Source organism: Pseudomonas sp. YeP6b (genome assembly GCF_025642995.1).
Classification (GTDB): Bacteria; Pseudomonadota; Gammaproteobacteria; order Pseudomonadales; family Pseudomonadaceae; genus Aquipseudomonas.
In genome coordinates, this window is record NZ_CP080090.1 from 2,445,633 (window position 1) to 2,470,831 (window position 25,199).

Sequence of the window (25,199 nt, forward strand, 5' to 3'; positions counted from 1 at the left end):
GGGGTCATCTACCTCTTTTCAGAAGAGGGCTCACCATCCGGGTATGAGGGGGGAGGAAAATCTATCGTGATCCTGACTTGTGTTGATCTGTCCGGGATGGCCCCTTGCTCACGGGCTTGGGGAGACGAAGGGCTAGGCACGTCAATAAATTTCAAACAGTGAAATCCCTTTAGGTCATTGAACGGCTTGAAACTGTCGATATCCACGTAGCAGATCACCGACTCTCTTTGCTGCTGCAACAGCCGCGTCAGGCACTGCTGGATCGGCACGTTGCCGGGGAGCAGGGTCAGTGGGTTGGCGTAACGTGCCTGCTGGATTTTCAGCTCGGTGATCAGCTTGAGCACATCGATCACCCGGCCCAGCCCCAAGTAATCGCCATTGAGCGTGATGATGAAGTCTTCCTCAATCCGTTGCCGCGCACGGCTGGTCAACAGTCGGCTGACTTGCTGCAGGGATTGGCTCAGCTCCACTGCCAGAAAGTCATCGCTCATCAAACGGCTGATCGGTTTGCGCGCGAACAGGTCAGTGGCGAACGGCTTGAGCAGCGCGTCGGACAACGAGTGCCGATGCACGATGCCGACCGGATGGCCGCGCCCGTCCAGTACCGCCAGTGAGTTGAGGTTAGCCTGGCGGCGGAACGACTCCAACACCAGCGCCGTGGCGGTGTCCTGGTGCACCGCCGGTTGCTCGTTGAGCAGAGCGCTGAGGTCGCTGCCTTCCTCGTTGAGGGCGATGTTGGCGTTGTCTTGCTTGGGCAGCATCAGGCGTGCTTCCTGCGGTGGGTGTTCCTGCGGACGGCAAAGCAGGTAGCCCTGCACCAGGTCAACGCCCATCTCCGTCAATACCGCCAGTTCTTCCGGCAGCTCAATGCCCTCGGCAATCACCTGGGCGCGCGAAGCTCTGGCGATTTGCAGGATGGAGCCGACGAACTCGCGCTTGAGTGCGTCCTGATGGATGCCGTCGATAAAGTGCCGGTCGATCTTCACGTAATCCGGGCGCAGCTCCGACCACAAGCGCAGGCTGGAATACCCGGCGCCCAAGTCATCCAGAGCGATGGCGAAGCCCATGTCGCGGTAATGATGAAGCGCGGTTTGCAGCAGGTTGAAATCGTCGGTGGGGGTCTGCTCGGTGAGTTCGATCACCACCTGGCTGGGCGGAATGCCGAAGTCGCGCAGCAGTTGCAGGGTGCGCCCCGGTTGATGCGCCGTTTCCATCAAGGATTCCGGCGAGATATTCAGGAACAGCTTGCCCGGCAGTTTTTGCTCGCTGAAGCGTCGGCAGGCGCTTTCACGGCAGGCCATTTCCAATTCGCTGAGGCGCCCGGCGTGGCGGGCGACTGTGAACAGGGCTACTGGGGAGTGCAACGGGCTGTTGGACGGGCCACGGCTGAGGGCTTCGTAGCCCAGGATGCGTCGTTCGGACAGGCAAATGATCGGTTGGAACAGGCTGTGCAAACTGCCTTGAGCCAGGATAGAGCCCAATGCATTCAGCTGTTCGGTCATGGTCATGTCGGTCTCGATCGAAAAAAAAGGACCGCAGGCTCAACGCCGGCGGTCCTTCATTTCACGACAGAATGATGTCTATATGATGACACTCTGAGGAGCGATCACATTAAATTGCCATCATTTACTGCTTCGCCACCTGCTTGCTGATTTTCAGGTAGTCCAGCAGGATCCGACCTGTTTCGGCCAGGTAGGCGTCGTCTTCCGGCTTGGTTTTTTCAGGCTCGGCCGGCAGTGCATCTTCATCTTCTTTCTTCAGCTCTTTGAGCGGGTCTTCGCCTTTAGCCTTGCGGCGGGCGTTTTCCAGTACAAGCTGCTGATTTTCGATGCTGGTGTGCTGCGCACGGCGATCCGCTTCGTTGAGGCTGACGGTTTTCTCTTCCATCAGCTTCTTGGCCAGGGCCAGTTTGTCGCGGATAAACACGAACTCGGCATCCTTGGCGGAGCGGGCGTCGTGGTCAGCCTTAAGCTGCGTCAGGAACGGTTTGAACGGGTCCGACGCCGGCTTGATCGCAGGGCGGATGGTGTCCCACGGCATGGCCTCGGGCAGGGCGCTCTCGCCGATTTCCTTGGTATCGATGATCGACGGGAAGTCGACATCCGGCAGCACGCCCTGATGCTGGGTGCTCTGCCCGGATACCCGGTAGAACTTGGCCAACGTCAGTTTCAGCTCGCCATGGTTCAGCGGCTGAATGGTCTGCACGGTGCCTTTGCCGAAGGTCTGGCCACCGACGATCAGCGCACGGTGATAGTCCTGCATGGCGCCGGCGAAAATCTCCGAGGCCGAAGCTGAGAGACGGTTGACCAGCAACGCCATCGGGCCTTTGTAGAAGGCGCCTGGGTTCTCGTCTTCGAGCACGTCGACACGGCCGTCAGCGTTGCGTACCAACACGGTCGGGCCCTTGTCGATAAACAGGCTGGTCAGCTCGGTGGCTTCCTGCAGAGAACCGCCGCCGTTGTTGCGCAGGTCGATGACTACACCGTCGACTTTCTCTTTCTGCAACTCGGTGAGGATTTTCTTCACGTCGCGGGTGGTGGACTTGTAGTCCGGATCGCCAGCGCGGAACGCCTTGAAGTCCAGGTAGAAGGCCGGGATTTCAATCACGCCCAGCTTGTAGTCCTTGCCATCCTGCTTGAGGTTGAGGACTTTCTTCTGCACGGCCTGGTCTTCGAGCTTCACCGCTTCACGGGTGATGGACACGATCTTGCTGGTCTGGTCGTTCGGTGCATTGGTGTGCGGAATCACTTCCAGGCGCACCACGCTGCCTTTCGGCCCACGGATCAGCTTGACCACTTCGTCCAGGCGCCAGCCGACCACGTCGACCATCTCTTTGTCGGCCTGGGCTACGCCGATGATTTTGTCGGCCGGGGCGACCTGCTTAGTCTTGTCGGCAGGGCCTGCCGGCACCAGACGTACGATCTTGACTTGGTCATTGTCGCTTTGCAGGACGGCACCGATGCCTTCCAGCGACAGACTCATGTTGATATCAAAATTTTCCGCGTTATCTGGCGACAGATAATTGGTGTGCGGGTCGTAGGACATCGCGAAGGTGTTGATGTAGGCCTGGAAGATATCTTCGGCACGGGTCTGGTCCAGACGTGCCAGCTGATTCTTGTAGCGCTTGGTCAACAGCTCTTGAATGGCCTTGGGCTCTTTGCCGGCGATCTTCAAGCGCAGCACTTCGTCCTTGACGCGTTTGCGCCACAGGTCGTCAAGGGCGGCGGTGCTGGTCAGCCAAGGCGCGTCCTTACGGTCCACCAGAAGGGTTTCCTTCTGGGTGAAGTCGAGCTTGTCGACGCCTTTGTTCAGCTCACCCAAGGCGAAGTCCAGACGCGCTTTGACGCGGTCCAGGTAGCGCTTGTAGATGGTGAAACCGGGCTGCAGGTCGCCGCTCTTGAGGAAGTCGTCGAACTGGGTCTTCCACTTGTCGAACTCAGCGATATCGCTGGCCAGGAAGTAGCTGCGCGACGGATCCAGCAGCTTGAGGTAGCTGTCATAGATGATCACCGAGCGAGCGTCGTCCAGCGGCGGCTTGCTGTAGTGATGACGCTTGAGCAACTCGACAACGTTAAGGCTGGCAATCACCTCATCGCGATCAGGCTGAAGGTTGTCCCAGCTATTGGCTGCGAACGTATTGGTCGACATCGACGCGAAGCCGAGACCAATGAAAAGAGCGAGGGCGGTGCTGGGGAACAGATGCTTCATGCTGATTCGACGCGGGGGCAATTGATAACGCATATTAGGCCGTCTTTGAGGGAGCCGGTTCCATATGATCCGGTCGCATAATGCAAAAAGCCCGGCGCTACAGCAACGGGCTCAGTCCAGACTCACTATGGAGGCACTGTGAAAGCATTGCAAGGCGTTGAAGGTCATGTGGAGTGGCTGACAGAACCCAGTCCTACCTGCGATGTAGGCCAAGTTCGCATTCGTGTGGCGGCTGCGGGCCTCAACCGCGCCGATTTATTACAGCGCGCGGGGCTCTATCCGCCACCGCCCGGGGCCAGCGCTGTGCTCGGTCTTGAGTGTTCCGGGATCATCAGCGAAGTGGGGCCGGGGTCGTCCTGGCAGGTCGGCGATCGCGTCTGCGCGCTGCTGGCCGGTGGCGGCATGGCCGAAGAAGTGGTGGTGGATGCGCGCCACGTGCTGCCAGTGCCGGAAGGCTTGTCGCTGACCGAAGCAGCGGCGTTGCCTGAGGTGTACAGCACGGCGTGGCTGAATCTGTTCCAGCTGGCGGGTCTAAAACCCGGTGAAAAAGTATTACTGCATGCCGGCGCCAGTGGCGTGGGCTCGGCGGCGATCCAGCTGTGCAAGGCGTTTGGCAGCCCGTGCTGGGTCAGCGTCGGCTCGGCGGAGCGCCTGGCCTACTGCGAAGCACTCGGCGCCCAGGGTGGCGTTGTACGTACTGACGGGATTGAAGGGCTGCGCGATTTCGGGCCGTTTGACGTGATCCTCGACCCGGTGGGTGGCAACTATGCGGCGCTGGACCTCAAGCTGCTGGCCCTGGACGGTCGCTGGGTGTTGATTGGCTTGATGGGCGGGCGCGACGCGCAGCTTGACCTGGCGCAGGTGCTGGGCAAGCGTATCCAGCTGCTCGGCTCAACCCTGCGCAGCCGCAGTGATCAGTTCAAGGCGGACCTGTTCAGTGACTTGAGCCAGCATGTATGGCCGCTGTTTGCCGAGAGGCGCTTGAGCCCGCAACTGGCCAAGACCTTCCCGATCAAGGATGCCGAGGCGGCGTTTGCCGAGTTGGCGACCAACCAGATCTCCGGGAAGTTGGTGTTGGTGATTGACGACAGTTTGGCCTGACTCTGAACTGGAATGCGTTCAATGTGGGAGCTGGCTTGCCTGCGATAGCAGTGTCTCAGTGAAGAATGTTTCATCTGATACACCGTTATCGCGGGCAAGCCCGCTCCCACAGTGGATTGGATTTCAATTCAAATAAGTCGGGGTCACACCCAGTTGTGGATCGGCCAGCCGGCCTTCTCGGCATGCTCGCGCAACACCGGGTCCGGGTTCACCACCTGCGGGTGATCGACCTTCAGCAGCAATGGCAAATCATTGCGCGAATCCGAGTAGAAATACGCACCCTCCAGCGTCTCACCTTCGCGCTCTAACCATTCGAGCAACCGCGTGATCTTGCCTTCACGGTAAGTCAGTACACCCACGGTACGGCCGCTGTACGCGCCATGGCTGACGTCAAGATCAATTCCCAACACTTCGTCGATACCGATGCGTGCCGCAATCGGCGTGACCAAATGCGTGCCCGAGGCGGAAATCACCAGGACCCGGTCGCCATTCGCACGGTGCCGGGCGATGGTCTTGGTGGCGTCGCTGTAGATCAGCGGCTCAATAACGTCCTCGACCCAGGGTTCCACCAGGTGCTCGATTTCTTCCGGCGTGCGGCCGATCATCGGCTCCAGGCTGAAGGCCATGAAGTCTTCCATGCGTAGCTTGCCCTGGCTGTAGGCGTCCATCAATTCGTTGTTCTCGCGCATAAACGACTCAGGGTCGACCCAGCCCAGGCGGCCCATCTGCTCGCTCCACAGGGTGGCGCAGTCGCCGTGGATCAGGGTGTCGTCCAAATCAAAAATTACCAATGCCATCCGTCATGCTCTCTCATTAAATCGTCGCGTCAGGCTACTTCACACAACGCACTGGGGTCGATGGAAAGTGCCAAACGCTGGCCATCCGGGTGCAGGTCGTCGGCCGAACGGTTGAGTACATCCACCACCAACTCCACGCCGCGCGCTTCGATGCGGTAGCGAATCACGTTGCCCAGCAGGCTGTGGCTGCGCACCAGTGCGTCCAGCTCGCCGCTGCGGCTCAGTTCGATGGCCTCCGGGCGAATCGCGATGCGCCCGCTGATCGGGCGTTGCAGCAACTGGCTGGCCTTGTCTGCGTCGAGCAGGTTGTAGTTGCCGATAAAACCGGCGGCGAATACATCCACCGGTGCAGTGTAAAGGGTCTCGGCATCGCCGCTTTGTACGATCTTGCCCTGATTCATCAGGAAGATGCGGTCGGACATGGTCAGTGCTTCTTCCTGGTCATGGGTCACGAAAATCGTGGTCAGCCCCAGTTCGCGCTGGATCTGGCGGATCTGCTCGCGCAGGTGCTTGCGAATCCGTGCATCCAGCGCCGACAGCGGTTCATCCAGCAGCAACAGGCGCGGGCGAGTCACCAGGGAGCGGGCGAGGGCCACGCGCTGGCACTGGCCGCCGGACATCTGGTGCGGATAACGGCCAGCGAGCTCCTTGAGTTCCACCAATTGCAGCACTTCCTGCACGCGCTTGTGGCTGTCGTCGGCGTTGACCTTTTGCATGCGCAGGCCGAAGGCGACGTTCTGTTCCACGGTCATGTTGGGGAACAGCGCATAGCTCTGGAACACCATGCCGATATGCCGTTTCTGTGGGCTCAGGGGCACGATGTCCTGGCCATCCAGCAGAATTTGGCCACTGTCCACCGAGGTGAGGCCGGCGATGCAGCGCAGCAAGGTCGACTTGCCGCAACCGGACGGGCCGAGCAGGGTGACGAATTCGCCCTTGGCGATCTCGCAATTGATATCACTGAACACCGGGGTGCCGGCGTAGCCTTTTTGCAGGTGTTGGACGCTGACGAAGCTCATTGGCTTTTGTCCTTGTTCAAGATATTGGCGGCCCAGGTCAGCACCAGCACAAAGAAGAAGTAGGAAATGACGATGGCACTGGTGAAGTGGCCGCTCGTGTTGCGCATGTTGTTGAGGTACACCTGCAGGGTTTCGTAGCGGGTGCCCACCAGGATATTGGCGAACACGAACTCGCCGAACAGGAACGAGAACGACAGCAGCAGCGCCACCATCAGGCCTTTGCGCAGGTTCGGCAGCACCACCAGGATCGCCGCCTGCCAGGTGCTGGCGCCGAGTAGCTGCGAGGCGTCCATCAGGTCACGCAGGTTGATCGCTTGCAGGTTGTTGGTGATCGCGCGGTACATGAACGGCAGCGCCACGGTGAAGTAGCAGCCGATCAGGATCCACGGTGTGCCCACCATCGCCAGCGGCCCGGAGCCGTAGAGTTGCAGCAAGCCCACCGACGACACCACCGGCGGCACCGCGAAGGGCAGCAGGATGAGGATGTTCATCAGCGCGTCGAGTCGGGGGAAGTGGTAATGCACCACGAACAGCAGCGGCAGAATCAGCACCACCGACAGGACCAACGCGCCCACACATACCAGCAGCGACTGACCGAAAGCGGCCAAAAAGCGCGGGTCGCTCCACAGTTGCACGTACCATTTCAGCGTGAAGCCGGAGGGCAGGATGGTCGCCGACCAACTGCTGGCAATCGAGTAGACAAAGGTGCCCACCAGCGGCAACACCAGGATCGCAAACAACAGGTACACCACTACGCGATGGTAGAGGGCGGCCGAGCCGGCTTCAGCGCGAGACATGGTAGCTCCTCTTGAGCAGCAGTTGATGGACCACGGTGACCACGGTCATCAGCGCCACCAGCACCACGGCCAGGGCACTGGCCATGTTCGGGTCCAGGGAGATGTCGCCGGAGACCATCGCCGCGATGCGGATTGGCAATACGTTGAAGTTGCCGGTGGTCAGCGCGTACACCGTGGCATAGGCGCCAAGGGCGTTGGCCAGCAGGATCACGAAGGTGCCGAGCAGTGCCGGGGTGAGCACCGGCAGGCCGATGTGCCGCCAGAACTGCCAGCTGCTGGCGCCAAGCAGGGAGGCCGATTCGCGCCAGTCTTCGCGCAACGCATCAAAGGCCGGGTAGAGCAGCAGCACGCCCAGTGGAATCTGGAAGTAGGTGTAAAGAATGATCAGGCCAGTCTTGGAGTACAGGTTGAAGTCCTGAATGATTCCGGCCTGCTTGAGCATGATAGTGATGCTGCCGTTGAAGCCCAGCAGGATGATGAAGGCGAAGGCCAGTGGCACACCGGCAAAGTTGCTGGTCATGTTGGCGAAGGCGGTGACGAAATTGCGCAACCGCCCATCGACGCGGCGTAACGAATAGCTACCGAGCACTGAGATGAGGATGCCGAACACGCTGGAGTAGAAGCTGATCTCCAGGCTGTACTGGATGGCCTGCAGGTAGAACTTCGAACTGAAGATCTTGGTGAAGTTGGCCAGGCCCCAGCCGAACTCTTCCGATTGCAGGCTGTTGATCATTACCCACACCAGCGGGGCGATTTCAAACACGATAAAGAACAGCGCAAAGGGCACTAGGCACAGGATCGCCAGCCATTTGCTACGGGTCATGGCGTTCACTTCAACAGCTCCCGGCATACAGGTTTGTCATGGGGCACACCCAGCAGCTCGCAGACGGTGCCGCACAGGTCGGTTTGCTTAGGGCTGGCAGCGGGGTCGAAGTTAAACGCCGAACCCAGCACGAACAGCGGTACTTCGCGTTCTTCCGGCAATAGGCCGTTGTGCGAGCGATCGTTGTTCATGCCGTGGTCGGCGGTCACCAGCACCTGGTAGCCGGCGTCGAGCCAGCCTTGCAGGTAGTCGGCAAGGATGATGTCGGCCGAGCGCGCGCCGTTGCGGTATTGCGCGGTGTCCAGGCCATGCTTGTGGCCAGCGTCGTCAATGTTCATTGGGTGCACCAGCAGGAAATTCGGCGCGTGTTTTCGGCGCAGGCTCTCGGCGTCGGCAAACAGGTGCGAGTCCGGGTAGTGGTCATTCCAGTAGAAATGCCCGTGCTGGATCGCCAGCGCCTTGTCGTCGGTATGACGGTCACGCGCGGCAATAAAGGGTGTGCGGTTATACAACTCGCTGACCCAGTGGTAAGCCGCCGCCGCTGTGGTGAGACCTGCGTCGGTGGCGTAATGGAAAATGCTGCGCTGGTTGGACAGGCGCGAGACATGGTTGTGGACGATGCCGCTGTCGATCGGTGGCACGCCGGTGAGGATGCATTCATACAAGGGCCGGGACAGGGCCGGCAGTTCGCAGTCCAGTTTGTAAAGCGCTGCGCGTCCTGCGCCGATATAGGCCTGCAGATGCCCCATGGCATGGCGGGCAACCTCGTAGTTCAGGCCGTCGAGCACCACAAGGATGACGTTGTGCTTCATAGGGGCTGGGGCTCCGCAACGGATTAGACTTGGTTCGGTGTTCTGGGGGGAACTGAGTGAAAAATGTGGGAGCGGGCCTGTGTGGGAGCTGGCTTGCCTGCGATAGCATCACCTCGGATCACATGAAACACCGAGTCGTCTGCATCGCGGGCAAGCCCGGCTCCCACACAAGCCAGCGCCTACACTGACCGTGTTTACAGCTCAGGCCTTACTGCATATTGATAATGACTTCTTCCTGCCACTTCTGCGGCAGTGCCTTGGAGGTCTTCTCCCAAGCGTCGGCATCTTTGATCGGCGTGACTTTCTTGTACTGCTCGTTCGGCAGCAGCTTGGCCTGTACATCGGCCGGCAGGGTCAGGTGCTCGGCACGGATAGGCCGAGCGTTGCCGCGCGCCAGGTTGGTCTGGCCGGCGTCGCTGAAGATGTACTCGCGGGTCAGCTTGGCGGCGTTCGGGTGCTTGGCGTATTTGTTGATGATGGTGGTGTAGCCGGAAATCACCGAGCCGTCCGAGGGGATCAGCACCACGTAGTCATCCGGGTTGGCCATCTTGGCTTTGTAGCTCAGGCCGTTGAAGTCCCAAACCACACCCACTTCGACTTCGCCTTTTTCCATGGTGGCGATGGTCGGGTTGGCCAGTGACAGGCGGCCTTGCTTGGCGATCTCGGCAAACATCAGCAGCGCAGGCTGGATGTTCTTCTCGTCGCCACCGTTGGCCAAGGCTGCAGCCAGCACGCCGTTGGCGGCTTGGGCGGCGGTGCTCACGTCACCGATGGAGACTTTGTATTTGCCGGTCTTAAGATCAGCCCAGCTTTTCGGGGCTTCGGAGCCGTGCAGCAGTTTTTTGTTGACGATAAAGGCGATGGTGCCGGTGTAGGCCAGTGCCCAGTTGCCGTCTTTATCTTTTGCCCAATCCGGCACTTGTGCCCAAGTGGTCGGTTTGTACGGCTGGGCCACGCCCTGTTTCACCGCGATCGGGCCGAAGGCGGCGCCGACGTCACCGATATCGGCGCTGGCGTTGTCTTTCTCGGCGGCGAACTTGGCGATTTCCTGGGCCGAGCTCATGTCGGTGTCGATGTGCTTGAGGCCGTAGGTCTTGGCCAGGTCTTCCCAGGTGCCTTTCCAGTTGGCCCAGTCATCGGGCATGCCGACGCTGTTGATGGCGCCTTCCGCTTTCGCGGCGGCTTCCAAAGTTTTCAAATCGGTGTCAGCGGCCATGGCGGCGGTGCACATGGCAATGGTCGAGCCTAACAGTGATGCCAGGAAAAGCTTTTTCATCCGAAGCTCCTTTGGGCGTTTTCAACGCGGCGTTTTTATGAACGTTTGCGGGGGGCGATTCATCACTGATTTCTTGGGGCGCGCCGGGCCCTTCGGGTTGTGCCTGAAAGCCGGCCATGCTGTGTTGCAGTCCTTGGCAAGGAAACAACCCTTACCTGCGGACTGCGCCTTGCCTGCCCGGCTTTCAGGCACAACCCGAAGGGCCCGGCGCGCCCCAAGAAATCAGTGATGAACCGCCCCGTTTGGTCTAGGTCAGAGCAATACCTGAGCCAATCTAGGCTCGCTGGATGACAGTTTCATGTCGATGTCGTTTTTAAATCGCTTATGTCGCTCATTCCAGACTCAGCGTAGACCATGCTCAAGTACCCGCAGGCCCTGGACTTGGCCGATGTATTGCAGAGTATGGAGGCGGGCGTGGACAGGGACTGTCATCTGTCGGTCATCTGTTATGCCTAGGCTAGCAAGCAACAGCAGACGCCCGAATACAGCGCGGTTTGTGCACCTGAACGGTGCTGGTCTAGTCCAGATAGGTAACGTTAATGCGTGATGAGGCAATCAAGGCGGTGACATCCATCGGCCTGGCGCTGCAAGAGCAGATCGACCATGGCCTGCTGCCACCTGCCAGTAAGTTGCCCGCCGAGCGCAAGCTCAGCGAGTTGTTTGGTACCACGCGCATTACCGTGCGGGAAGCCTTGTTACAGCTGGAAGCCCAAGGGCAGATTTATCGCGAAGAGCGCCGTGGCTGGTTTGTTTCGCCGCCACGCCTGGCCTATAACCTGATGCAGCGCAGCCACTTTCACGCGATGGTCAGCGACCAGGGGCGGGTGGCGTCTACGGAGGTGATTTCGGCGCGGCTGCAACCGGCGTCGGCGGCGGTGTGTGCCTGGCTGCAGTTGCCGGCATTGTCGAGTGTGATCCAGATCTGCCGGGGCCGGCGGATTGATGGGCGCTTGGTGTTGTATGTGGAGCACTACCTGAACCCGCAGTATTTTCCAGGGATTCTGGCGTGTGATTTGAATCAGTCGATGACCGAGCTGTATGCGCGCAAGTACGACCTGCATTACGGGCGCGTGCGTTTTGAGATTGTGCCGACGTCACTGCCGGTGGAGGCCGCCGCCGCGTTGCGCGTGTCGGTGGGCAGCCCAGGCCTGCGCATTGCCCGGGTCAATTATGACCAGCACCAGCGTTTGATCGACTGCGACCTGGAGTTTTGGCGGCATGATGCGATTCATGTGGGGGTGGATGTGGTGTGACGCTGCGGGGGCGGGCTTGTTGTGGCGAGCAGGCTTGCCCTGCGTTGGGCTGCGCAGCAGCCCCAAAACCTTCGAAGGTGATTTGTCTGAAAGAACGCGGCGGTCTTATTGGGGCTGCTGCGCAGCCCAACGCGGGGCAAGCCCGCTCGCCACAGCAAGCCTGTTTGTCACAAGAACTCTGAGTCAGGCATCAGTGTTTTGAGCACCTGGTCCACATTGCTTTCCAACTCCGCCACCGGGTCGGCACTGTCGACGTTCAACACCAATAACTGCGCACCGGATGCCGTCACCGCCGCTTTCACCGCTTCACTCGGCTGGCGGTGATGCAGCACCACGGCCACGTCGCTGCCCTTCAAGCTGGCGGTTAACGCCTGTAACGCCTCAGGCGTCCAATCGGCATCCGGCCGTGCATCGGTGCTGACCACTTCCAGGTTCAAGCTGCTGATCAGATACGCAAAGTGATCGCTCAGGCTGACCACGCTCAGGTTGTCCGCCTGGGCCAGTCGCGCTTCGCTGTCGGCGTTGAGTTTGAGCAGGCGCTGTTTGAGGGCGGCGAGGTTGGCGTCGATCTTTGGTTTGGCGCTGGGCGCCAGGCGGCTCAGGTCGGCGGCCATCACATCGGCCATGCGCCCCATGTTGTTGCTCGACTGCCACGGCTGGCTGTTCAGTCCATCGGTGCTGCCCGGCTGCACGGCGATACCCGGCAAGCCGCCGTCCACCGGGCGTGCGGCGTCAACTTCGATGATGCGGATATTGCTGCGCCGCGCCACCGGGTACAGCGGGTCATCCGCCCACAGCGATCGCAGGCCGATGGTGGCGTCGGCGTCCTGGGCCAGGCTGTTCAACGCCTGCGCGCCACGGCCGGTGAAGTAGGACACCTGCCGCGAGCCGGGCAGGTTGGGCGGCGCGGCGCGCTCAAGCTTCACGTCGGTGCCTTTGAGCAGCACCTCGGCCAAGCCGTACGTGATGGGCAGCGAGGCCAGAACCTTGACCGGCTTCTTGGCCTTGGTCAGGGCGGCATGGCCGAGGCCTTGGTTGACTTTGAACTCGTTGGGATTAAAACCGTCGACGGCGGCCAGCGCCGAGGTGCTGAGCAAACAGGCGATGGCCAAGGCCAGTGGGCGAAAGACAGGGCGCATTATCCAAGATTCCCTTTGAGGCTGGGCACGGTGCCGCGCGCGATGGCGGCGAAGGCGAAGGCGATACCGGCCACCAGAATGATCGCGGCACCGGACGGGATAGGCAGGTCGAAGATGATCGGCAGCAGGATGCCGCACAGCGTGCTCACCGTGGCGATCACCACCGAAATCCAGAAAAAGCCTTTGAGCGACTGGCTCAGCAGGCGAGCGGCGGCTGCCGGAATCACCAGCAGCGCGCCAACCAGAATCGCGCCGATCACCTTGACCGCCGCCACGGTGATCAACGTCACCAGGATCACAAACAAATAATCCAGGGTCTTCACGGCCACACCGCGCACGGCGGCCAGTTGCGGGTTGAAACTGGCGAGCATGATGCGGTTGTAAAGCGGCAGCGCCAGGGCCATCACCAGTGAGCCAACCACGGCCAGTACCAGCAAATCGTTGCCGTTGACCGTCAATACCGACCCAAACAGCACGTTCTCGAGGATGTGCACGTTGATCTTGCCCGCCAGGATCAGCAGCAGGCTCGCGCCCAACGCCAGGGACACCGAGAGGAACACGCCGATCAAGGTGTCCGGCGCCAGGCCGGTGCGGTTGCGCAGGTAGTTGAGCAGGATGCCGAACAACAGGCAGTAACCGAACAGTGCACCATACGGCCCGGTGTAGGGTTCACCCAACAGAATGCCCACGGCCACGCCGGTCAGTGCGGCATGCCCGACCGCTTCGGAGAAAAACGCGAAGCGCTTGACCACCACCAGCGTGCCCAGGCCGCCCAGTACCGGGCCGATCAGCAAACCGGCGAGCAAGGCATTGACCACAAACCCATAGGCCAGCGCTTCCGGCAGATAGCCGGAAGAGGCCCAGCCCTGGACCATCAAACGAAATGCTTCATAACTCATTGCGCCGGGCTCCGAGGGTGAGTGGAGAACAGGGTCAACAGGCGATCCGGGGTCAGCGCCTCTTTGGGCGTGGCGTCGAACAGCACGCGGCGGTTCAGGCCGGTAACGCGGTCGGCCAGGCGGCCCACGGCGTCCAGGTCGTGTTCGATCCACAGCACGGTGATCCCGGCCAGGCGCCAGTCATTGATCAGCCTTTCGAAAACCTGGATGCCGGCTTCATCGAGGGCCGACATCGGTTCATCCAGCACCAGCAGGTGCGGTGCCGGGATCAGGCCCTGGGCCAGCAACACGCGCTGACGCTCACCGCCGGACAACGCACCCATGCGGCGTTTACGTTTGTCCTGCATGCCCACCCGTTCCAGCGCCTCGCCAATTGCCCCGGCGTAATGCTTGGACAAACCAAGAAACGCCGGGCGCCGCTGACACATGGCCGCCATGAAGTCGTCGACAGTCATCGGCAAGCCCCGGTCGAACTCCAACGCCTGCGGTACATAGCCGACGGTGCCGGGTGTGGTCGGCCACTCCAGGCGCAACTGCCCTTGGTGTGGCGTTTGCCCCAGCAGGGTCTTGATCAGCGAGCTTTTACCGCCGCCATTCGGGCCGACCAATGCGTGGATGCTGCCCGGCTGGACCTGGAAGCTCACGCCATCGAGGATCACGGTGCGGCCCAAGGTCAGCGAGACCTTGTCGAAGTCGAGGGTCGGGCCAATGCTGGCCACCTTCAGGTGCTCTGCCGCCGTCATGCCCCCGACTCCTGAATCGCCCGCACCACAGTGTTGAGGTTGCCGGTCATTTCCACTTCGTACTTTTCAGGCGTGTATTCGCCGTAGGAGATATGCGACAGCGGGTACAGCTTGACCCCGGATTCACGCTGGATGGTCTCGACGTAGGTGGATGGGAAATCCATCTCCGAGAAGATCACCTTCACGTCCAGGGCGCGCAGTTCGTCGATGGTCTTTTTCAGCTGGCTGGGGCTCGGTTCGATGCCGTGGGCCGGCTCGACCACGGCGGTGACTTCCAGGCCGAACTCGCGCAGCAGGTAGTCATAGGCCGCGTGCACAGTGGCTACGCGCAGATCCGGGTTGGGCGCGCTGGTCAGCTTGGCCAGGGCGTCGGCGCGCATCTGGCGCAGGCGCTTGCTGTAGGCGCGGGCGTTCTGGGTGTAGGTCTTGGCGTTGTCCGGGTCAAGTTTGCCCAGCTCTCGGGCGATGTTGTTGACCTGGGCAATCGAGGCGCTGATCGACAGGAAGGTGTGCGGGTTGACCACTTTGCCCGCACCGCGCGCGGCATTGCCGGTGGCGGCCAGCAGCGGCACGTTGGCATTGGCCTCGATCACCGGGATGCCCGGGCGCTCGCTGGTGGCGATCATGCGGTCGGCGAAATCGTCATGGCCGACGCCGTTGAGCACGATCACGTCCAGCGTGCCGATGCGCTTGATGTCATCGGCGCGCGGCTCGTAGGCGTGCGGGTTGAAACCGGCCGGAATCAACGGCACCACCTCGGCCTTGTCGCCGACGACATTGGTGACGTAGCTGTAATAAGGGTGCAGGGTGATGCCGATGCGCAGGCGTTTGGCTGCCTCGGCGTTCGCCAAAGGTGCCAGCATCAAACTGAACAGGCTGACCAGCAACAGGCGCAACAGGGGAGATGAAATAGACATGGGCAATCGGTCTTCTCGGTCAGTGACGGTGCTGGCGCGTAACGCCGGCATCGAATTGCGCGACCACCTGTTGCCAGCCGGCAGCGATCAGCGCCTGGTCAGTGAGGTCGGAAGGGGTGGCGAGGTTGGCTTGGCGGTTGAGCCAGATATCCGGCTCGGCGCCGTGCACGCGCATCAGCAGCGAGCCGCTGGCACTGGGCGTCTGGCTTAGACCTACATAGGCCGACGGCGCCAGCAACTGCCAGCGATGGTCGCCACGGCTGACCGAACTGGCGTCCTGGGCAAACGGCGCAAACCCTTCTTCGGCCAGTTGCTCAGGCGTCGGCAGCGCGCTTTGCTCCTGTTGCAGCAGTTGGATCTCATCCAGGGTCACCCGCAGGTCGGCGTAGATGCCTTGCTCGGCGGCACTGAGGTCGCGGCGCGCATCCAACTGGTGGCTGGGCAGCGCCGCAACTTCCTGGGTTTCACCGTGCAGGGCAATCACCGAGCCTGCCACCGCGAGGATGATCAGGCACAGCAGTAGCACGTAGAGGGTTTCGTGGCCGGCACCGGCCGGGCGGACTACCTGTGTGGTACTCATTGAGGTTGGATATCCGCTTGGTCGATTTCCACGACGTGGCCGGGGCCTGCATCAAACAGCACATAGAACTCGGCCGCAGGCTTCTTGAAGGTCAGGGTTGAGTCCTGGCCGAGTTTGCCGGGCAGCAGGATGGTTTCGTCGTAGCCGATCACGTCCAGGGTCACACCCGGGGCGCCGCTGCCGTCGGAGAAACCGCCGGTGCACTGGATCTGCTCGCCGGGGATCTCTTTGCATTCGCACATCGGGTTGTGGGCCAGGGCCACGGTACTGAAACCGGCGCCGAGCAACAGTGCGGCGCAGGCGCGGGTCAGGCGCTTGAAAGTCATGGTTTAACTCCTTGCTTGTTCAGCCAGGCAATGGTGGCAGGCGAGGCCTGGCTCAGCGGGATGGAACCCTGGTGCATCGTGCCGTCCCAGCCTTCCATGGTGACCCACAGTTCGGCGTCGGCCGGCGTGCGTTCCGGCACCGGCAAGGCGGCGCCCATGCGGTACGGCGTACCAAAGAAGATCACCCCGGCGGCGCGCAGGCTGCGCGGTTTGCCGATGCGCAGGTAGGTGGCCTTGACCTGCCCGGCGCAGGTGTCGCACAGGGCGGCGTTGAAGAATTTCATCGGGCCGGCCGGGTCCGGGCTTGGGCCTTCATTGCGGAACTCGGCGAGCTTCAGGCTCCAGGGCCCGACCTGCACGTCCCCGACCACCCGCTCACCAATGCCGCTGTCGCCGCGAAACAACGCGGCATCGGCAAAGTATTTGGGCATGAACCCCAGCGGCACCAGCAATAGCAGGATGTTGATGTGGAACCGCCATTTCAGCCAAAAGGCGCGCAGCGGCGAAGGGGGCGTAGCGCGAGCGACCTTGCTCATGAGTGGGCCTGCGAGGTTTCAGCGTGCATGGCTGGGATGGAAGCCGGCGCACGTTGCGTCTTGGCTTCGCGCTTGAGGGCGTTGAGGGTGGCCAGGGCGGTGCGCTTGGTCCAGATCAGCAGGCCGCTCAATACCATCATGCTCAGCACCAGGCCGAAGAATGCCCAGATCAGCTTGATCCACAGCCCGCCAAAGTCGCCGGTGTGCAGTGGGCGCATGGATTCGGTGACGAACTCCAGCGTCGAGCGGTCGGACAGCAAGTGCGACACCGCAATCTCGCCGCTGTATGGGTTGAGCTGGGCGGTCTGGAACATCAGCGGGTACCAGCCGCGCCCGCCAATCTGCAGGTGGCTGTAGGCATTGAGCGGCAGGAACACGAACGTGGCGTCCAGCCCGGGAATGCGTTGGGTGGCAATCTTGATGGCGTCGTCCAGCGGGATCATCGGTGCCGGCACGCCGGGCGCAGACGTCGGCACCTTCTCGCGGGCAATCACCGGCACGATCGGTTCGCTGGAGATGGAAATCTGGTTGTCCCCCAGGATCGCCTGGATCAGGAACCAGGTGCCGGTGATGGAAATCACCGCAATAAACCAGATCGACCAGATACCGCTCAGGCGGTGGAAATCGCCCCAGAAGATCCGCGCGCCGTGGCGGATGCGCAGCGTAGGGCGCAGAAAGCCCTTCCAGAAGCGCTTGTAGACCACCAGCCCGGTGACCAGCGACGCCAGCAACGGCAGACCGAGCGCCGAGACCAGGTACCAGCCCCAGCTGAAGCCATTGGTGAACGGCACCAGCCACCAGCCGTGCAGGGCGCGGGTAAATTGCTTGAAGTTGAACGACGGGCTGATGCCCTGGATCGCGCCGGTGAACGGGTTGACGTAGACCTCCACGGAGCGCCCGTCGGGGTAGCTGAGGTCGACACTGAGGGCAAAGTGCGATTCATCCGGACGCACGATGGACTGCACGATTGCCTGGGGTTCGTCGCGCTTGATGGCCGCGATCACCTGGTCAAAGCTCAGCAGTTCGGCGTCATCCGATGGTTTGCTGGCGCGGATGTCCGGGTTGGCCAGCCAGACGATTTCCTGGCTGACCACCGCCAGGGTGCCGGTGACGCAGACAATCAGCACAAAGAACCAGATGGGCAATGCCAGCCAGCTATGCACGAGAAACCAGAGTTTGGAGCGCGACTTCTTCGACATGTGAATGAGGATCTTGATCGGAGGGGCGAAAGAGGCCCGGAAAAGGCCGGTCGTAGCTTTTGCTGACGCGACGGGCTGTATCTAAGTTAAGACGGATGAGAATCAGAAATCCCTAAGCCAGATATGAAAGAAAATGTTTCAGGTTCACATTCGCAGTGCTTTGAGGTGCAGATCGAACACGAAACATGTTCCAAGCCATCACCCTGGCGCCATTGATGAGGCGGGGTGGCTGCGTAGGATGGGTGTATGCCGTTGAGCCAGCCCCAAGAACGTGAGCCCTAAGAAAAATGACTGCCAGAACCCTCTACGACAAACACATCGATTCCCACACGGTGTGCCCCTTGGATGACCAGGGCCATGTGCTGCTTTATATCGACCGTCAGGTGATCAACGAATACACCAGCCCCCAGGCCTTCAGCGGCCTGCGCGAGGCTGGGCGCAAGGTGTGGCGCCCCGGCACGGCATTGGCGGTGGTCGACCATGTAAACCCCACCACGCCCAAGCGCATCGCGGCGATGCCGGATGCGGGCGGGGCGCGGCAGGTGTCGTATCTGGCGCAAAACTGCCGCGACTTCGGCATTGAGCTGCTGGATATCCTCGACAAGCGCCAAGGCATCGAACACGTGATCGCCCCGGAGCAGGGTTTCATCCTGCCGGGCATGGTGATCGCCGCCGGTGACAGCCACACCACCACCTACGGCGCCCTCGGCGCGTTCGGGTTTGGCATCGGCACTTCGGAAATCGAGCACCTGCTGGCTTCGCAGACGCTGGTCTACAAGCGCCTGAAAAGCCTGCGCGTGACGGTCACAGGGGCGCTGGCGCCAGGCCTGACCTCCAAAGACGTGATCATGGCGCTGATCGGCAAGATCGGTGCGTCCGGTGCCACCGGTTACGCCATCGAATTTCGCGGTTCCACCATTGATTCGCTGAGCGTCGAAGCGCGCATGACCATCTGCAACATGGCGGTGGAAGCCGGTGCGCGTGGCGCCTTCATGGCGCCGGACGAAAAAGTCTTCGCCTACCTCAAGGGCAAGCCCCGCGCGCCGCAGGGCGAGCTGTGGGAGCAGGCACTGGTGGGCTGGCGCCAACTGCATTCGGACGCAGGCGCCGTGTTCGACCGCGAAGTGTATCTGGATGCCAACACCCTGGCGCCGATGGTCACCTGGGGCACCAGCCCCGACCAAGCCGCGCCTATCGGCGCTCGGGTGCCCGACCCGCAGGACGTCAGCGACCTGATCCTGCGCCAGGACATGCGTCGGGCCCTCAACTACATGGGCCTGGAAGCCGGCATGCCGCTCAGCGATATCGTCATCAGCCATGCGTTTATCGGCTCCTGCACCAACGCCCGCATCGAAGATCTGCGCGACGCCGCCAGCGTGGTGCGCGGTAAACACGTGGCCGACCACGTGCGGGCGATGATCGTGCCCGGCTCCACCGAGGTGCGCGACCAGGCCGAGGCCGAAGGGCTGGCGGCGATCTTTATCGACGCCGGTTTCGAATGGCGCCAGTCCGGCTGCTCGATGTGCCTGGCGATGAACGACGATGTGCTCGCCGCCGGCGACCGCTGCGCCTCCAGCACCAACCGTAACTTCGAAGGCCGCCAGGGCGCGGGTGCACGCACGCACCTGATGAGCCCGGCGATGGTGGCCGCCGCCGCGATCACGGGCCGCCTCACCGATATTCGCCACTTTGGAGACCGTGTATGAGCCTGCAACCGTTCACTCTGGTCACCGGCAAAGCCGCGCCGATGCTGGCGGCGAATATCGACACCGACGTGATCATGCCCAAGCAGTTTCTCAAGGGCATCGACCGCAGCGGTCTGGACCGTGGGCTGTTCTTCGACCTGCGATTTCTAGCGTCCGGCCAGCCCAACCCAGCGTTCGTGCTGAACCAGCCGGCCTGGCAGGGTGCGAGCTTCATGGTGGTTGGGCCGAACTTCGGCTGTGGCTCCAGCCGCGAACACGCGGTGTGGGGCTTGAAACAAATGGGCATCCGCGCGCTGATCGGCAGCAGCTTTGCCGGGATTTTCTATGACAACTGCCAGCGTAACGGGGTGTTGTTGATTACCTTGGACGAGGCGATATTGCAGAAACTCGGGCAGACCGTCAGCCAGGCTGCCCAGGCGCAGATCAGCGTAGACCTTGAGGCACAGCAGATTCGGCTGGCCGATGGCCAGGTCATCCCGTTCCAGCTCGACACCTTGCGCAAGACCGCGCTGTTGCTCGGCCTGGACGCGATTGGCAGCACCTTGCAGCGCAGTGAGCAAATCAAAGCGTTTGAGCGCAGGCATTTGGCTGCCAACCCTTGGCTAAGTTGAGAATTACGTAGTTATATACGTAGAAAGAACGCCCTCTATTTAATAAGAGGGCGTTTTGTTGTGTTATTTACTTTTCAAATAGTCGGCGTTAAAAGCGGGCTTCCTCACTCATTGCTGGGGCCGTGGCGTGCGAAAGGGTTAATTCCGGGAAACGTAAAGGGTTATTGGGTTGACACGTTGTAGATCATCGGCTTAAGTGAGGGCTGACTTGGAAAGTCAGCACATTATAAGAAAAGGAAGTTGATGCTATGACCGATGAATTAGTGAGTTGTTACACCTCTCTGGTGCCGGTGATCACGCTGATAACCTGATCGGCAGCGCTCGCCTGTAAACGATTGTCTTTATTGCGGATATTAATGCCTTTCCGGTCATGGAACGGCACGCATTGATATGTCCTTAATATAAGTTGAAAAACAGAGAGTACCTACTCATGTCGATTTTTGATCAAGCAACGTACCGCTCGGTACAATGGCAAGACTGGCGCTGGCAGCAAAAGAATGCCTTGCGCGATGAACCTGCACTGCGCAATGCGTGCGGTGGTTGGAGTGAAGAAATAACAGCGCATATCGAGCACAACTTGCAAGACCGCAAGATGCAGATCACGCCTTATTATATTGATTTGATAAAGCGCTCACTCACTGGCGGCCCGATAACCGACCACCCGTTATGGCGCCAAGTGGTGCCGTATTGGAGTGAGCAGGTCGCGGGCGATTACGACGGCACGTCCGAGAACTGGGAACTCGGGCATGAAATGAAAACGCCGATTTGCCAGCACAAGTACGACAATCGCGTGATTCTGCGCATGACCAACACCTGCAATGCCTATTGCCAGTTTTGCTTCGAGGCACTGCGCACCTTGCAGGTTGGTACCGAAAAAGCCAACGCCAGCACCGACTCCTTCAAGGATTCGGTGGAATACATCCGTAATAACCCGGCGATTGAAGAAGTGATCCTCAGCGGCGGTGACCCGTTGATGCTGGCCGACCGCAAGCTGGAAGAAAACTTGGCGGCGTTGCGTTCAATCAGTGACGACCTGTTGATTCGTATTCATTCACGGGCGTTGAGTTTCAACCCGTTTCGCGTCACCGACGAATTGGTGGCGATGCTCGAGAAGTACAACGTCAACGCGTTTGGTGTGCATGTTTGCCACCCGCTTGAACTGACGGCTGATTTTGCAGCAGCGGTAAAACGTATCCAGAACGTGGTGCCCATTGTATTTTCTAATATGCCACTGTTGCGCGGCGTGAATGACGATGAAGCGACCTTGCATAAACTGTTTATTGATCTTTATCGCCTGGGTGTAAAGCCGTATTACTTGTATCACTTTATGCCGTTCTCACCGGGTGCGTCGGAGTATAAAGCCTCGATCAGCCAAGCCATCGCTATTATGGATCGCCTCAAACGGCGCGTGTCCAACATTGCCATGCCCGAATATGTACTGCCGCATGCACAGGGTAAGTTCACCGTGCCGTTGCTGGATTTTGAAAAGCCTGAAGACTTGCCGCATTTTGAAGTGCGTGACGGGCTGCGTCATTACCGTTTCCGTAACTGGGAAGGGCACTGGTGCAGTTGGCAGGATGCCTGAATTAACTTACGGCAAGAGGCTGTGTCAGTTATGAAGCAAGATGCGATTCTTTTTATTGATGTCGATGACAGTGTTTCGGTGCGTTACAGCTACCGCGAGCCCCACTTTGCTGTCGCGCGTGCACAAGGCCTGGTCTGTTTGACCGCTGGGGTCGCGGGGCGTCATCACCTGCAGCGGCTGCGGGACGACAGTGATGAAGTGTTCCTGCTCGAGTCGTTAACTGAACAGTCGATTCTGGACTTGGTGGGCCGGCTGGATGGGCGCTACCAGATTCGCGCGATTTTCTGCCATGCCGGGCATCCGTCTGCACAGGGCGAAGTCGGCTGCATCGTTGCACACACCTGTAAGCGCCTGGGCCTGGTGTACAGCTGCCCGGAGGCGATTGCCGCGTGCAATAACAAGTACCTGATGCGCCGCATGTTGAAAAAACAGGGGCTGCGTTCGGTGCCGTTCGCGCTGTGCAATAACGAGCAGGAACTCCAGGCGGGCGCCGACCGGGTAGGTTATCCGCTGATCGCCAAACCGCCCTTTGGTGGTGCCTCGGCGTTTATCACGAAGTGTTCCAACTGGGCGCAGCTGCGCAGCCATTACGCACATTTCCTGAGCGACCACGGCGCAGCCTCTTATGCTGACTTTTATGGCTACGCGCACAGCTTGCCCGAAGCAGACGGACAGCGGCGCGAATACATTCCAGGGCGCAGTATCCTTCTGGAAGGCTATATCCCCGGCGTTGAAGGCAGCGTGGAATGCGTGGTGATCGGCGAGCGCGTTCATGCGCTGCTGATCAACGAAAAACTGCTGCTGACCGAGCGCAGCGGCACTGTCCTGGAGAACCTGCTGATTTCTCCGCCGACCTCTTTCACGGCGCAGCAGTGCGAGCAGATCCGTGAGTACGCCGTTGCATGCTTGCGCGCAGTCGGGCTGACCAACGCGGTGGTGCATTTCGAATTCCGCATGACCGATGCCGGGCCTGTGGTCATTGAGATCAACCCGCGCGTGGGCGGGCTGTATGTCAACGCGGCGTTGCGTGACCTTGCCGCGATCAACCCGCATCAGCTGTATATGCAGCTGCTGCTGGGCGAGCCGGGCCTCAATGCGCAACTTGAGGCTGGCGCGCACAAGGTCGCCAACGGCGACCAACATTACGCGATGCTGGCGGTTTACCCGGAGCGCAGTGGCTACTTCAAGGGCATCGAGGGCCTGCAGTTCTTGGAGCATCACGCGTCGGTGCTCGAGTACGCGCAACAGGACGCCGGTCACTACATCGACGCCGATATTGAAGAGCACTACCTGCTCAAGTGCTGGGCCAAGGTCGACGATGCCGCCGATGCTCATGCCTTGCATGACGCGATCAGGCAAAACCTGCACGTGATCATCGAGAATAAGGTTTAGCGATATGGACATCCCACAGATTTCCGCGCATTTGCGCGACCATCACTACTGCCACCGCCGCGACTTTCGCGAGTTGATCGCGGTTGAGCCCGGCGAAGAGCAAAGCTTTCGCGCCTACTGGGCAAACCTGGTACGAGACGAGGCGTTCAAGGAATACACCCACCGCGAACGCCGCATTCTGCGCTATCGTTTATTGCCATCGCGGCAATTGCAGATCGACCGGGATGCCGCGTTCAAGTCGCCGGTCACCTACGCCATCAAGTATCGACAGGGAGTGAACCACTTGAGCTATTGCGAGGACGGCTTTATCGAGCACCCGCTGATGCAGAAACTGCTGGCCACCGATCTTGCGGTGATTGCCCCGCATCTTGGCGAGCAGACCTATACGATCGATATCCACCAGTTCCGCGTCCGCGCAGATGCGCAATCGAGCAGCCCGACGACCTCGGGGATTCACCAGGATGGTCTGGATTGGGTGTTCATGCACTTCATTGGCCAGAGCAATACGGTGCCGGTGGTTTCGGAGGTATTTACCACGCAAGCCGAGCAAAGCCGGGTGTTGAACCTGGCGATGGAGCAGTTTCTGGAAACCATCGTGATCAACGACCGAGGGCTCTACCACCGCGCTGGCGATGTACGGCCCCAGGCCGATTCCGCGCCGGCCTGGCGCGACTTGCTGCTGGTGAGCCTGCGCGGCGTGCCGACTGACGAAGAGGCGCTGCCTGCATGAGCCAAGATCCGCAGCTGACCCTGTCGACCCGCAACGCGCGCTTGATCATCTTTGCCCGTGGCGTTTCGGACTTTGGCGCGTTCCTCAATATGGTGGCGCTGTCCACCTACGTTTACTGGCTCAGCCAAAGCGTGGTGTTTGTCAGTATTTTCCTGGCGTGCCGCGTCACCGGCGGGATTGTCGCCAGCTTGTTCGGCATTACGTTTTTTCGGCGCTTTCCAGGGCGTAGCACCCTGGCGGGGCTGGACCTGGCCAGAGCATTGCTGCTGTTGCCGCTGCTGGTGCTGATACCGGCGCATCAGCTCAGCGTGCTGCCCTTTATCGCGTTTGGTATCGGCCTATGCAATTCGCTGTTTGCGATTGGCCTGAACAGCCAGTTGCCGACGTGGGTCGCGCTTGAACAGCGGGTGAGCACCAATGCGTGGATCACGTCGGCGGCGGCCACCGGTGCGGTGTTCGGCAGCCTGCTGTCCGGGTTGCTGATTGCCACGGGAGGATTCGAGGCGGTGTTTGCCGTCAACATCGGCACCTACGTCCTGGCTGCGTGCCTGATCATGCCGTTGCGCGCCTTGTATTCGGTCACCGTCGCCGTGCACCGCGGGCTCTCGGCGGAGTGGCGTGAGCTGACCCAAGGGCTGCGGGGCGCGCCGGTGCTGGCGGCGATGTTGTTGATCAGCATGCTCGACACCCTCGGTAGCGCTGCGCATAACGTCGGCTGGCCGGTGCTGTCGCAGTACATTTCGCCGGACACAGCCAAGACCGTCATGGGGTATCTGCTGGCGGTGTGGGCGTGCGGCAAGTTCGTCGGTGCGCGAATCGCCAGTGCGTTGCTCAAGGGCCGTGGCACCCAAGCCATGGAACGCCTGTTCATGCTGGGCGTGGCGCTGATGTCCAGCGGCTTCATCCTGACCTTCCAGCAAACCGAACTGTGGTTGGCACTGCTGTTGGTGGTGTGGGCGGGGCTGGGCGACGGCGTGTCCGAAGTGGCGTTGATCTCCCGTGCGCAAAGCGAGCCAGACAGCCTGCGCCTGCCGCTGTTCAGCTTATTGACCCTGATCCAGATGGCTGGCTTCGGCGTGGGCATGTTGGTGGTGGGGCCGTTCTACCTGACGTGGACGCCGGCGCAGGTGATTGTGCTGTTTCATGGCCTGCCGCTGACCGCTTTGTTGGTCATGGGTATATGGCTGGGGTACAGCGTTTATCGTCGCAGTGCAGTTTTGCGTTGCGACGGGAGAGGATAGGGACTACTG

The 25,199-nt window shown here is 60.7% G+C and carries 24 protein-coding genes; 8 read left to right on the forward strand and 16 right to left on the reverse strand.

Annotation, left to right across the window (positions count from 1 at the left end; genetic code table 11):
- Positions 1-8: 8 nt before the first annotated feature.
- Entirely contained in the window at positions 9-1,508 is a 1,500-nt protein-coding gene (locus tag KZH41_RS11030) for a GGDEF domain-containing protein (RefSeq protein ID WP_263274816.1), read from the reverse strand.
- 118 nt (positions 1,509-1,626) lie between these two features.
- Positions 1,627-3,708: a carboxy terminal-processing peptidase gene (locus tag KZH41_RS11035; RefSeq protein ID WP_176462974.1), complete on the reverse strand. Its 2,082-nt coding sequence runs from the start codon at positions 3,706-3,708 to the stop codon at positions 1,627-1,629.
- Between the two features lie 138 nt (positions 3,709-3,846).
- Between KZH41_RS11035 and KZH41_RS11040 the strand changes: the two genes are divergently transcribed.
- On the forward strand, positions 3,847-4,809 hold the full coding sequence (locus KZH41_RS11040) for a zinc-binding dehydrogenase (RefSeq protein WP_242155252.1): 963 nt from the start codon (positions 3,847-3,849) through the stop codon (positions 4,807-4,809).
- Between the two features lie 143 nt (positions 4,810-4,952).
- On the opposite strand, the gene KZH41_RS11045 is transcribed toward KZH41_RS11040, so the two are convergent.
- From KZH41_RS11045 to KZH41_RS11070, 6 genes are all read right to left on the reverse strand, one after another.
- Positions 4,953-5,606 (reverse strand): HAD family hydrolase, encoded by a 654-nt coding sequence (locus KZH41_RS11045; protein ID WP_263274817.1) that lies wholly within the window; start codon positions 5,604-5,606, stop codon positions 4,953-4,955.
- 29 nt (positions 5,607-5,635) lie between these two features.
- Positions 5,636-6,625: an ABC transporter ATP-binding protein gene (locus KZH41_RS11050; RefSeq protein ID WP_242155253.1), complete on the reverse strand. Its 990-nt coding sequence runs from the start codon at positions 6,623-6,625 to the stop codon at positions 5,636-5,638.
- Positions 6,622-7,422 carry an ABC transporter permease gene (locus tag KZH41_RS11055; protein WP_094952108.1) on the reverse strand — a complete coding sequence of 267 codons (801 nt, stop codon included), beginning with the start codon at positions 7,420-7,422 and terminating at the stop codon, positions 6,622-6,624. The genes KZH41_RS11050 and KZH41_RS11055 overlap by 4 nt, the downstream gene beginning before the upstream one ends.
- Positions 7,409-8,245 (reverse strand): ABC transporter permease, encoded by an 837-nt coding sequence (locus KZH41_RS11060; RefSeq protein ID WP_176462973.1) that lies wholly within the window; start codon positions 8,243-8,245, stop codon positions 7,409-7,411. The genes KZH41_RS11055 and KZH41_RS11060 overlap by 14 nt, the downstream gene beginning before the upstream one ends.
- Positions 8,246-8,250: 5 nt before the next feature.
- Positions 8,251-9,057: an alkaline phosphatase family protein gene (locus KZH41_RS11065; RefSeq protein ID WP_263274818.1), complete on the reverse strand. Its 807-nt coding sequence runs from the start codon at positions 9,055-9,057 to the stop codon at positions 8,251-8,253.
- 208 nt (positions 9,058-9,265) lie between these two features.
- Positions 9,266-10,333 carry an ABC transporter substrate-binding protein gene (locus KZH41_RS11070; protein WP_094952105.1) on the reverse strand — a complete coding sequence of 356 codons (1,068 nt, stop codon included), beginning with the start codon at positions 10,331-10,333 and terminating at the stop codon, positions 9,266-9,268.
- Between the two features lie 539 nt (positions 10,334-10,872).
- Here KZH41_RS11070 and KZH41_RS11075 point away from each other — a divergent pair.
- On the forward strand, positions 10,873-11,586 hold the full coding sequence (locus KZH41_RS11075; protein ID WP_010211607.1) for a UTRA domain-containing protein: 714 nt from the start codon (positions 10,873-10,875) through the stop codon (positions 11,584-11,586).
- Between the two features lie 167 nt (positions 11,587-11,753).
- Here KZH41_RS11075 and KZH41_RS11080 read toward each other — a convergent pair whose 3' ends face one another.
- Genes KZH41_RS11080 through KZH41_RS11115 form a run of 8 tightly spaced genes read right to left on the reverse strand, consistent with a single transcriptional unit; the run spans position 11,754 to position 17,925 of the window.
- On the reverse strand, positions 11,754-12,725 hold the full coding sequence (locus KZH41_RS11080; protein WP_094952103.1) for a metal ABC transporter substrate-binding protein: 972 nt from the start codon (positions 12,723-12,725) through the stop codon (positions 11,754-11,756).
- Positions 12,725-13,624, reverse strand: a complete 900-nt coding sequence (locus tag KZH41_RS11085) for a metal ABC transporter permease (RefSeq protein ID WP_094952102.1) — start codon at positions 13,622-13,624, stop codon at positions 12,725-12,727. The genes KZH41_RS11080 and KZH41_RS11085 overlap by 1 nt, the downstream gene beginning before the upstream one ends.
- Complete coding sequence (locus KZH41_RS11090) at positions 13,621-14,367, reverse strand: metal ABC transporter ATP-binding protein (protein ID WP_094952101.1); 747 nt, start codon at positions 14,365-14,367, stop codon at positions 13,621-13,623. The genes KZH41_RS11085 and KZH41_RS11090 overlap by 4 nt, the downstream gene beginning before the upstream one ends.
- Positions 14,364-15,284 carry a metal ABC transporter substrate-binding protein gene (locus tag KZH41_RS11095; protein WP_094952100.1) on the reverse strand — a complete coding sequence of 307 codons (921 nt, stop codon included), beginning with the start codon at positions 15,282-15,284 and terminating at the stop codon, positions 14,364-14,366. The genes KZH41_RS11090 and KZH41_RS11095 overlap by 4 nt, the downstream gene beginning before the upstream one ends.
- A 19-nt stretch (positions 15,285-15,303) precedes the next feature.
- The gene (locus KZH41_RS11100) at positions 15,304-15,864 is read right to left on the reverse strand and encodes a DUF6162 family protein (protein WP_263274819.1); all 561 of its coding nucleotides are present in this window, start codon (positions 15,862-15,864) and stop codon (positions 15,304-15,306) included.
- On the reverse strand, positions 15,861-16,190 hold the full coding sequence (locus KZH41_RS11105; protein ID WP_242155254.1) for a hypothetical protein: 330 nt from the start codon (positions 16,188-16,190) through the stop codon (positions 15,861-15,863). The genes KZH41_RS11100 and KZH41_RS11105 overlap by 4 nt, the downstream gene beginning before the upstream one ends.
- The gene (locus KZH41_RS11110; RefSeq protein ID WP_242155255.1) at positions 16,187-16,726 is read right to left on the reverse strand and encodes a thiamine pyrophosphate-binding protein; all 540 of its coding nucleotides are present in this window, start codon (positions 16,724-16,726) and stop codon (positions 16,187-16,189) included. Before KZH41_RS11110 ends, KZH41_RS11105 begins: the two co-directional genes overlap by 4 nt.
- Positions 16,723-17,925, reverse strand: coding sequence for a PepSY-associated TM helix domain-containing protein (locus tag KZH41_RS11115; protein WP_094952095.1), 1,203 nt, complete (start codon positions 17,923-17,925; stop codon positions 16,723-16,725). The genes KZH41_RS11110 and KZH41_RS11115 overlap by 4 nt, the downstream gene beginning before the upstream one ends.
- Positions 17,926-18,212: 287 nt before the next feature.
- On the opposite strand from KZH41_RS11115, the gene leuC reads away from it, so the two are divergent.
- From leuC to KZH41_RS11145, 6 genes are all read left to right on the forward strand, one after another.
- Positions 18,213-19,631 (forward strand): 3-isopropylmalate dehydratase large subunit, encoded by a 1,419-nt coding sequence (gene leuC / locus KZH41_RS11120; protein WP_094952094.1) that lies wholly within the window; start codon positions 18,213-18,215, stop codon positions 19,629-19,631.
- The gene (gene leuD / locus KZH41_RS11125) at positions 19,628-20,242 is read left to right on the forward strand and encodes a 3-isopropylmalate dehydratase small subunit (protein ID WP_263274820.1); all 615 of its coding nucleotides are present in this window, start codon (positions 19,628-19,630) and stop codon (positions 20,240-20,242) included. The genes leuC and leuD overlap by 4 nt, the downstream gene beginning before the upstream one ends.
- Before the next feature lie 430 nt (positions 20,243-20,672).
- On the forward strand, positions 20,673-21,827 hold the full coding sequence (locus KZH41_RS11130) for a KamA family radical SAM protein (protein ID WP_242155258.1): 1,155 nt from the start codon (positions 20,673-20,675) through the stop codon (positions 21,825-21,827).
- A 30-nt stretch (positions 21,828-21,857) separates the two neighbouring features.
- Positions 21,858-23,219 carry an ATP-grasp domain-containing protein gene (locus KZH41_RS11135; protein ID WP_094953814.1) on the forward strand — a complete coding sequence of 454 codons (1,362 nt, stop codon included), beginning with the start codon at positions 21,858-21,860 and terminating at the stop codon, positions 23,217-23,219.
- A 4-nt stretch (positions 23,220-23,223) separates the two neighbouring features.
- Positions 23,224-23,949: a 2OG-Fe dioxygenase family protein gene (locus KZH41_RS11140; protein WP_242155261.1), complete on the forward strand. Its 726-nt coding sequence runs from the start codon at positions 23,224-23,226 to the stop codon at positions 23,947-23,949.
- Positions 23,946-25,190: an MFS transporter gene (locus KZH41_RS11145; RefSeq protein WP_242155262.1), complete on the forward strand. Its 1,245-nt coding sequence runs from the start codon at positions 23,946-23,948 to the stop codon at positions 25,188-25,190. The genes KZH41_RS11140 and KZH41_RS11145 overlap by 4 nt, the downstream gene beginning before the upstream one ends.
- The last annotated feature ends 9 nt before the right edge of the window (positions 25,191-25,199 follow it).

Excerpts from the sequence above, each read along its gene's own strand:
- KZH41_RS11100 (WP_263274819.1), bottom strand. The coding sequence starts at position 15,864 with ATGAGTACCACACAGGTAGTCCGCCCGGCCGGTGCCGGCCACGAAACC.
- KZH41_RS11110 (WP_242155255.1), bottom strand. The coding sequence starts at position 16,726 with ATGAGCAAGGTCGCTCGCGCTACGCCCCCTTCGCCGCTGCGCGCCTTT.
- KZH41_RS11070 (WP_094952105.1), bottom strand. The coding sequence starts at position 10,333 with ATGAAAAAGCTTTTCCTGGCATCACTGTTAGGCTCGACCATTGCCATG.
- KZH41_RS11065 (WP_263274818.1), bottom strand. The coding sequence starts at position 9,057 with ATGAAGCACAACGTCATCCTTGTGGTGCTCGACGGCCTGAACTACGAG.
- KZH41_RS11115 (WP_094952095.1), bottom strand. The coding sequence starts at position 17,925 with ATGTCGAAGAAGTCGCGCTCCAAACTCTGGTTTCTCGTGCATAGCTGG.
- KZH41_RS11130 (WP_242155258.1), top strand. The coding sequence starts at position 20,673 with ATGTCGATTTTTGATCAAGCAACGTACCGCTCGGTACAATGGCAAGAC.
- KZH41_RS11035 (WP_176462974.1), bottom strand. The coding sequence starts at position 3,708 with ATGAAGCATCTGTTCCCCAGCACCGCCCTCGCTCTTTTCATTGGTCTC.
- leuC (WP_094952094.1), top strand. The coding sequence starts at position 18,213 with ATGACTGCCAGAACCCTCTACGACAAACACATCGATTCCCACACGGTG.
- KZH41_RS11060 (WP_176462973.1), bottom strand. The coding sequence starts at position 8,245 with ATGACCCGTAGCAAATGGCTGGCGATCCTGTGCCTAGTGCCCTTTGCG.
- KZH41_RS11075 (WP_010211607.1), top strand. The coding sequence starts at position 10,873 with ATGCGTGATGAGGCAATCAAGGCGGTGACATCCATCGGCCTGGCGCTG.
- KZH41_RS11095 (WP_094952100.1), bottom strand. The coding sequence starts at position 15,284 with ATGTCTATTTCATCTCCCCTGTTGCGCCTGTTGCTGGTCAGCCTGTTC.
- KZH41_RS11080 (WP_094952103.1), bottom strand. The coding sequence starts at position 12,725 with ATGCGCCCTGTCTTTCGCCCACTGGCCTTGGCCATCGCCTGTTTGCTC.
- KZH41_RS11135 (WP_094953814.1), top strand. The coding sequence starts at position 21,858 with ATGAAGCAAGATGCGATTCTTTTTATTGATGTCGATGACAGTGTTTCG.
- KZH41_RS11145 (WP_242155262.1), top strand. The coding sequence starts at position 23,946 with ATGAGCCAAGATCCGCAGCTGACCCTGTCGACCCGCAACGCGCGCTTG.
- KZH41_RS11030 (WP_263274816.1), bottom strand. The coding sequence starts at position 1,508 with ATGACCATGACCGAACAGCTGAATGCATTGGGCTCTATCCTGGCTCAA.
- leuD (WP_263274820.1), top strand. The coding sequence starts at position 19,628 with ATGAGCCTGCAACCGTTCACTCTGGTCACCGGCAAAGCCGCGCCGATG.
- KZH41_RS11045 (WP_263274817.1), bottom strand. The coding sequence starts at position 5,606 with ATGGCATTGGTAATTTTTGATTTGGACGACACCCTGATCCACGGCGAC.
- KZH41_RS11090 (WP_094952101.1), bottom strand. The coding sequence starts at position 14,367 with ATGACGGCGGCAGAGCACCTGAAGGTGGCCAGCATTGGCCCGACCCTC.
- KZH41_RS11050 (WP_242155253.1), bottom strand. The coding sequence starts at position 6,625 with ATGAGCTTCGTCAGCGTCCAACACCTGCAAAAAGGCTACGCCGGCACC.
- KZH41_RS11140 (WP_242155261.1), top strand. The coding sequence starts at position 23,224 with ATGGACATCCCACAGATTTCCGCGCATTTGCGCGACCATCACTACTGC.
- KZH41_RS11105 (WP_242155254.1), bottom strand. The coding sequence starts at position 16,190 with ATGACTTTCAAGCGCCTGACCCGCGCCTGCGCCGCACTGTTGCTCGGC.
- KZH41_RS11085 (WP_094952102.1), bottom strand. The coding sequence starts at position 13,624 with ATGAGTTATGAAGCATTTCGTTTGATGGTCCAGGGCTGGGCCTCTTCC.
- KZH41_RS11055 (WP_094952108.1), bottom strand. The coding sequence starts at position 7,422 with ATGTCTCGCGCTGAAGCCGGCTCGGCCGCCCTCTACCATCGCGTAGTG.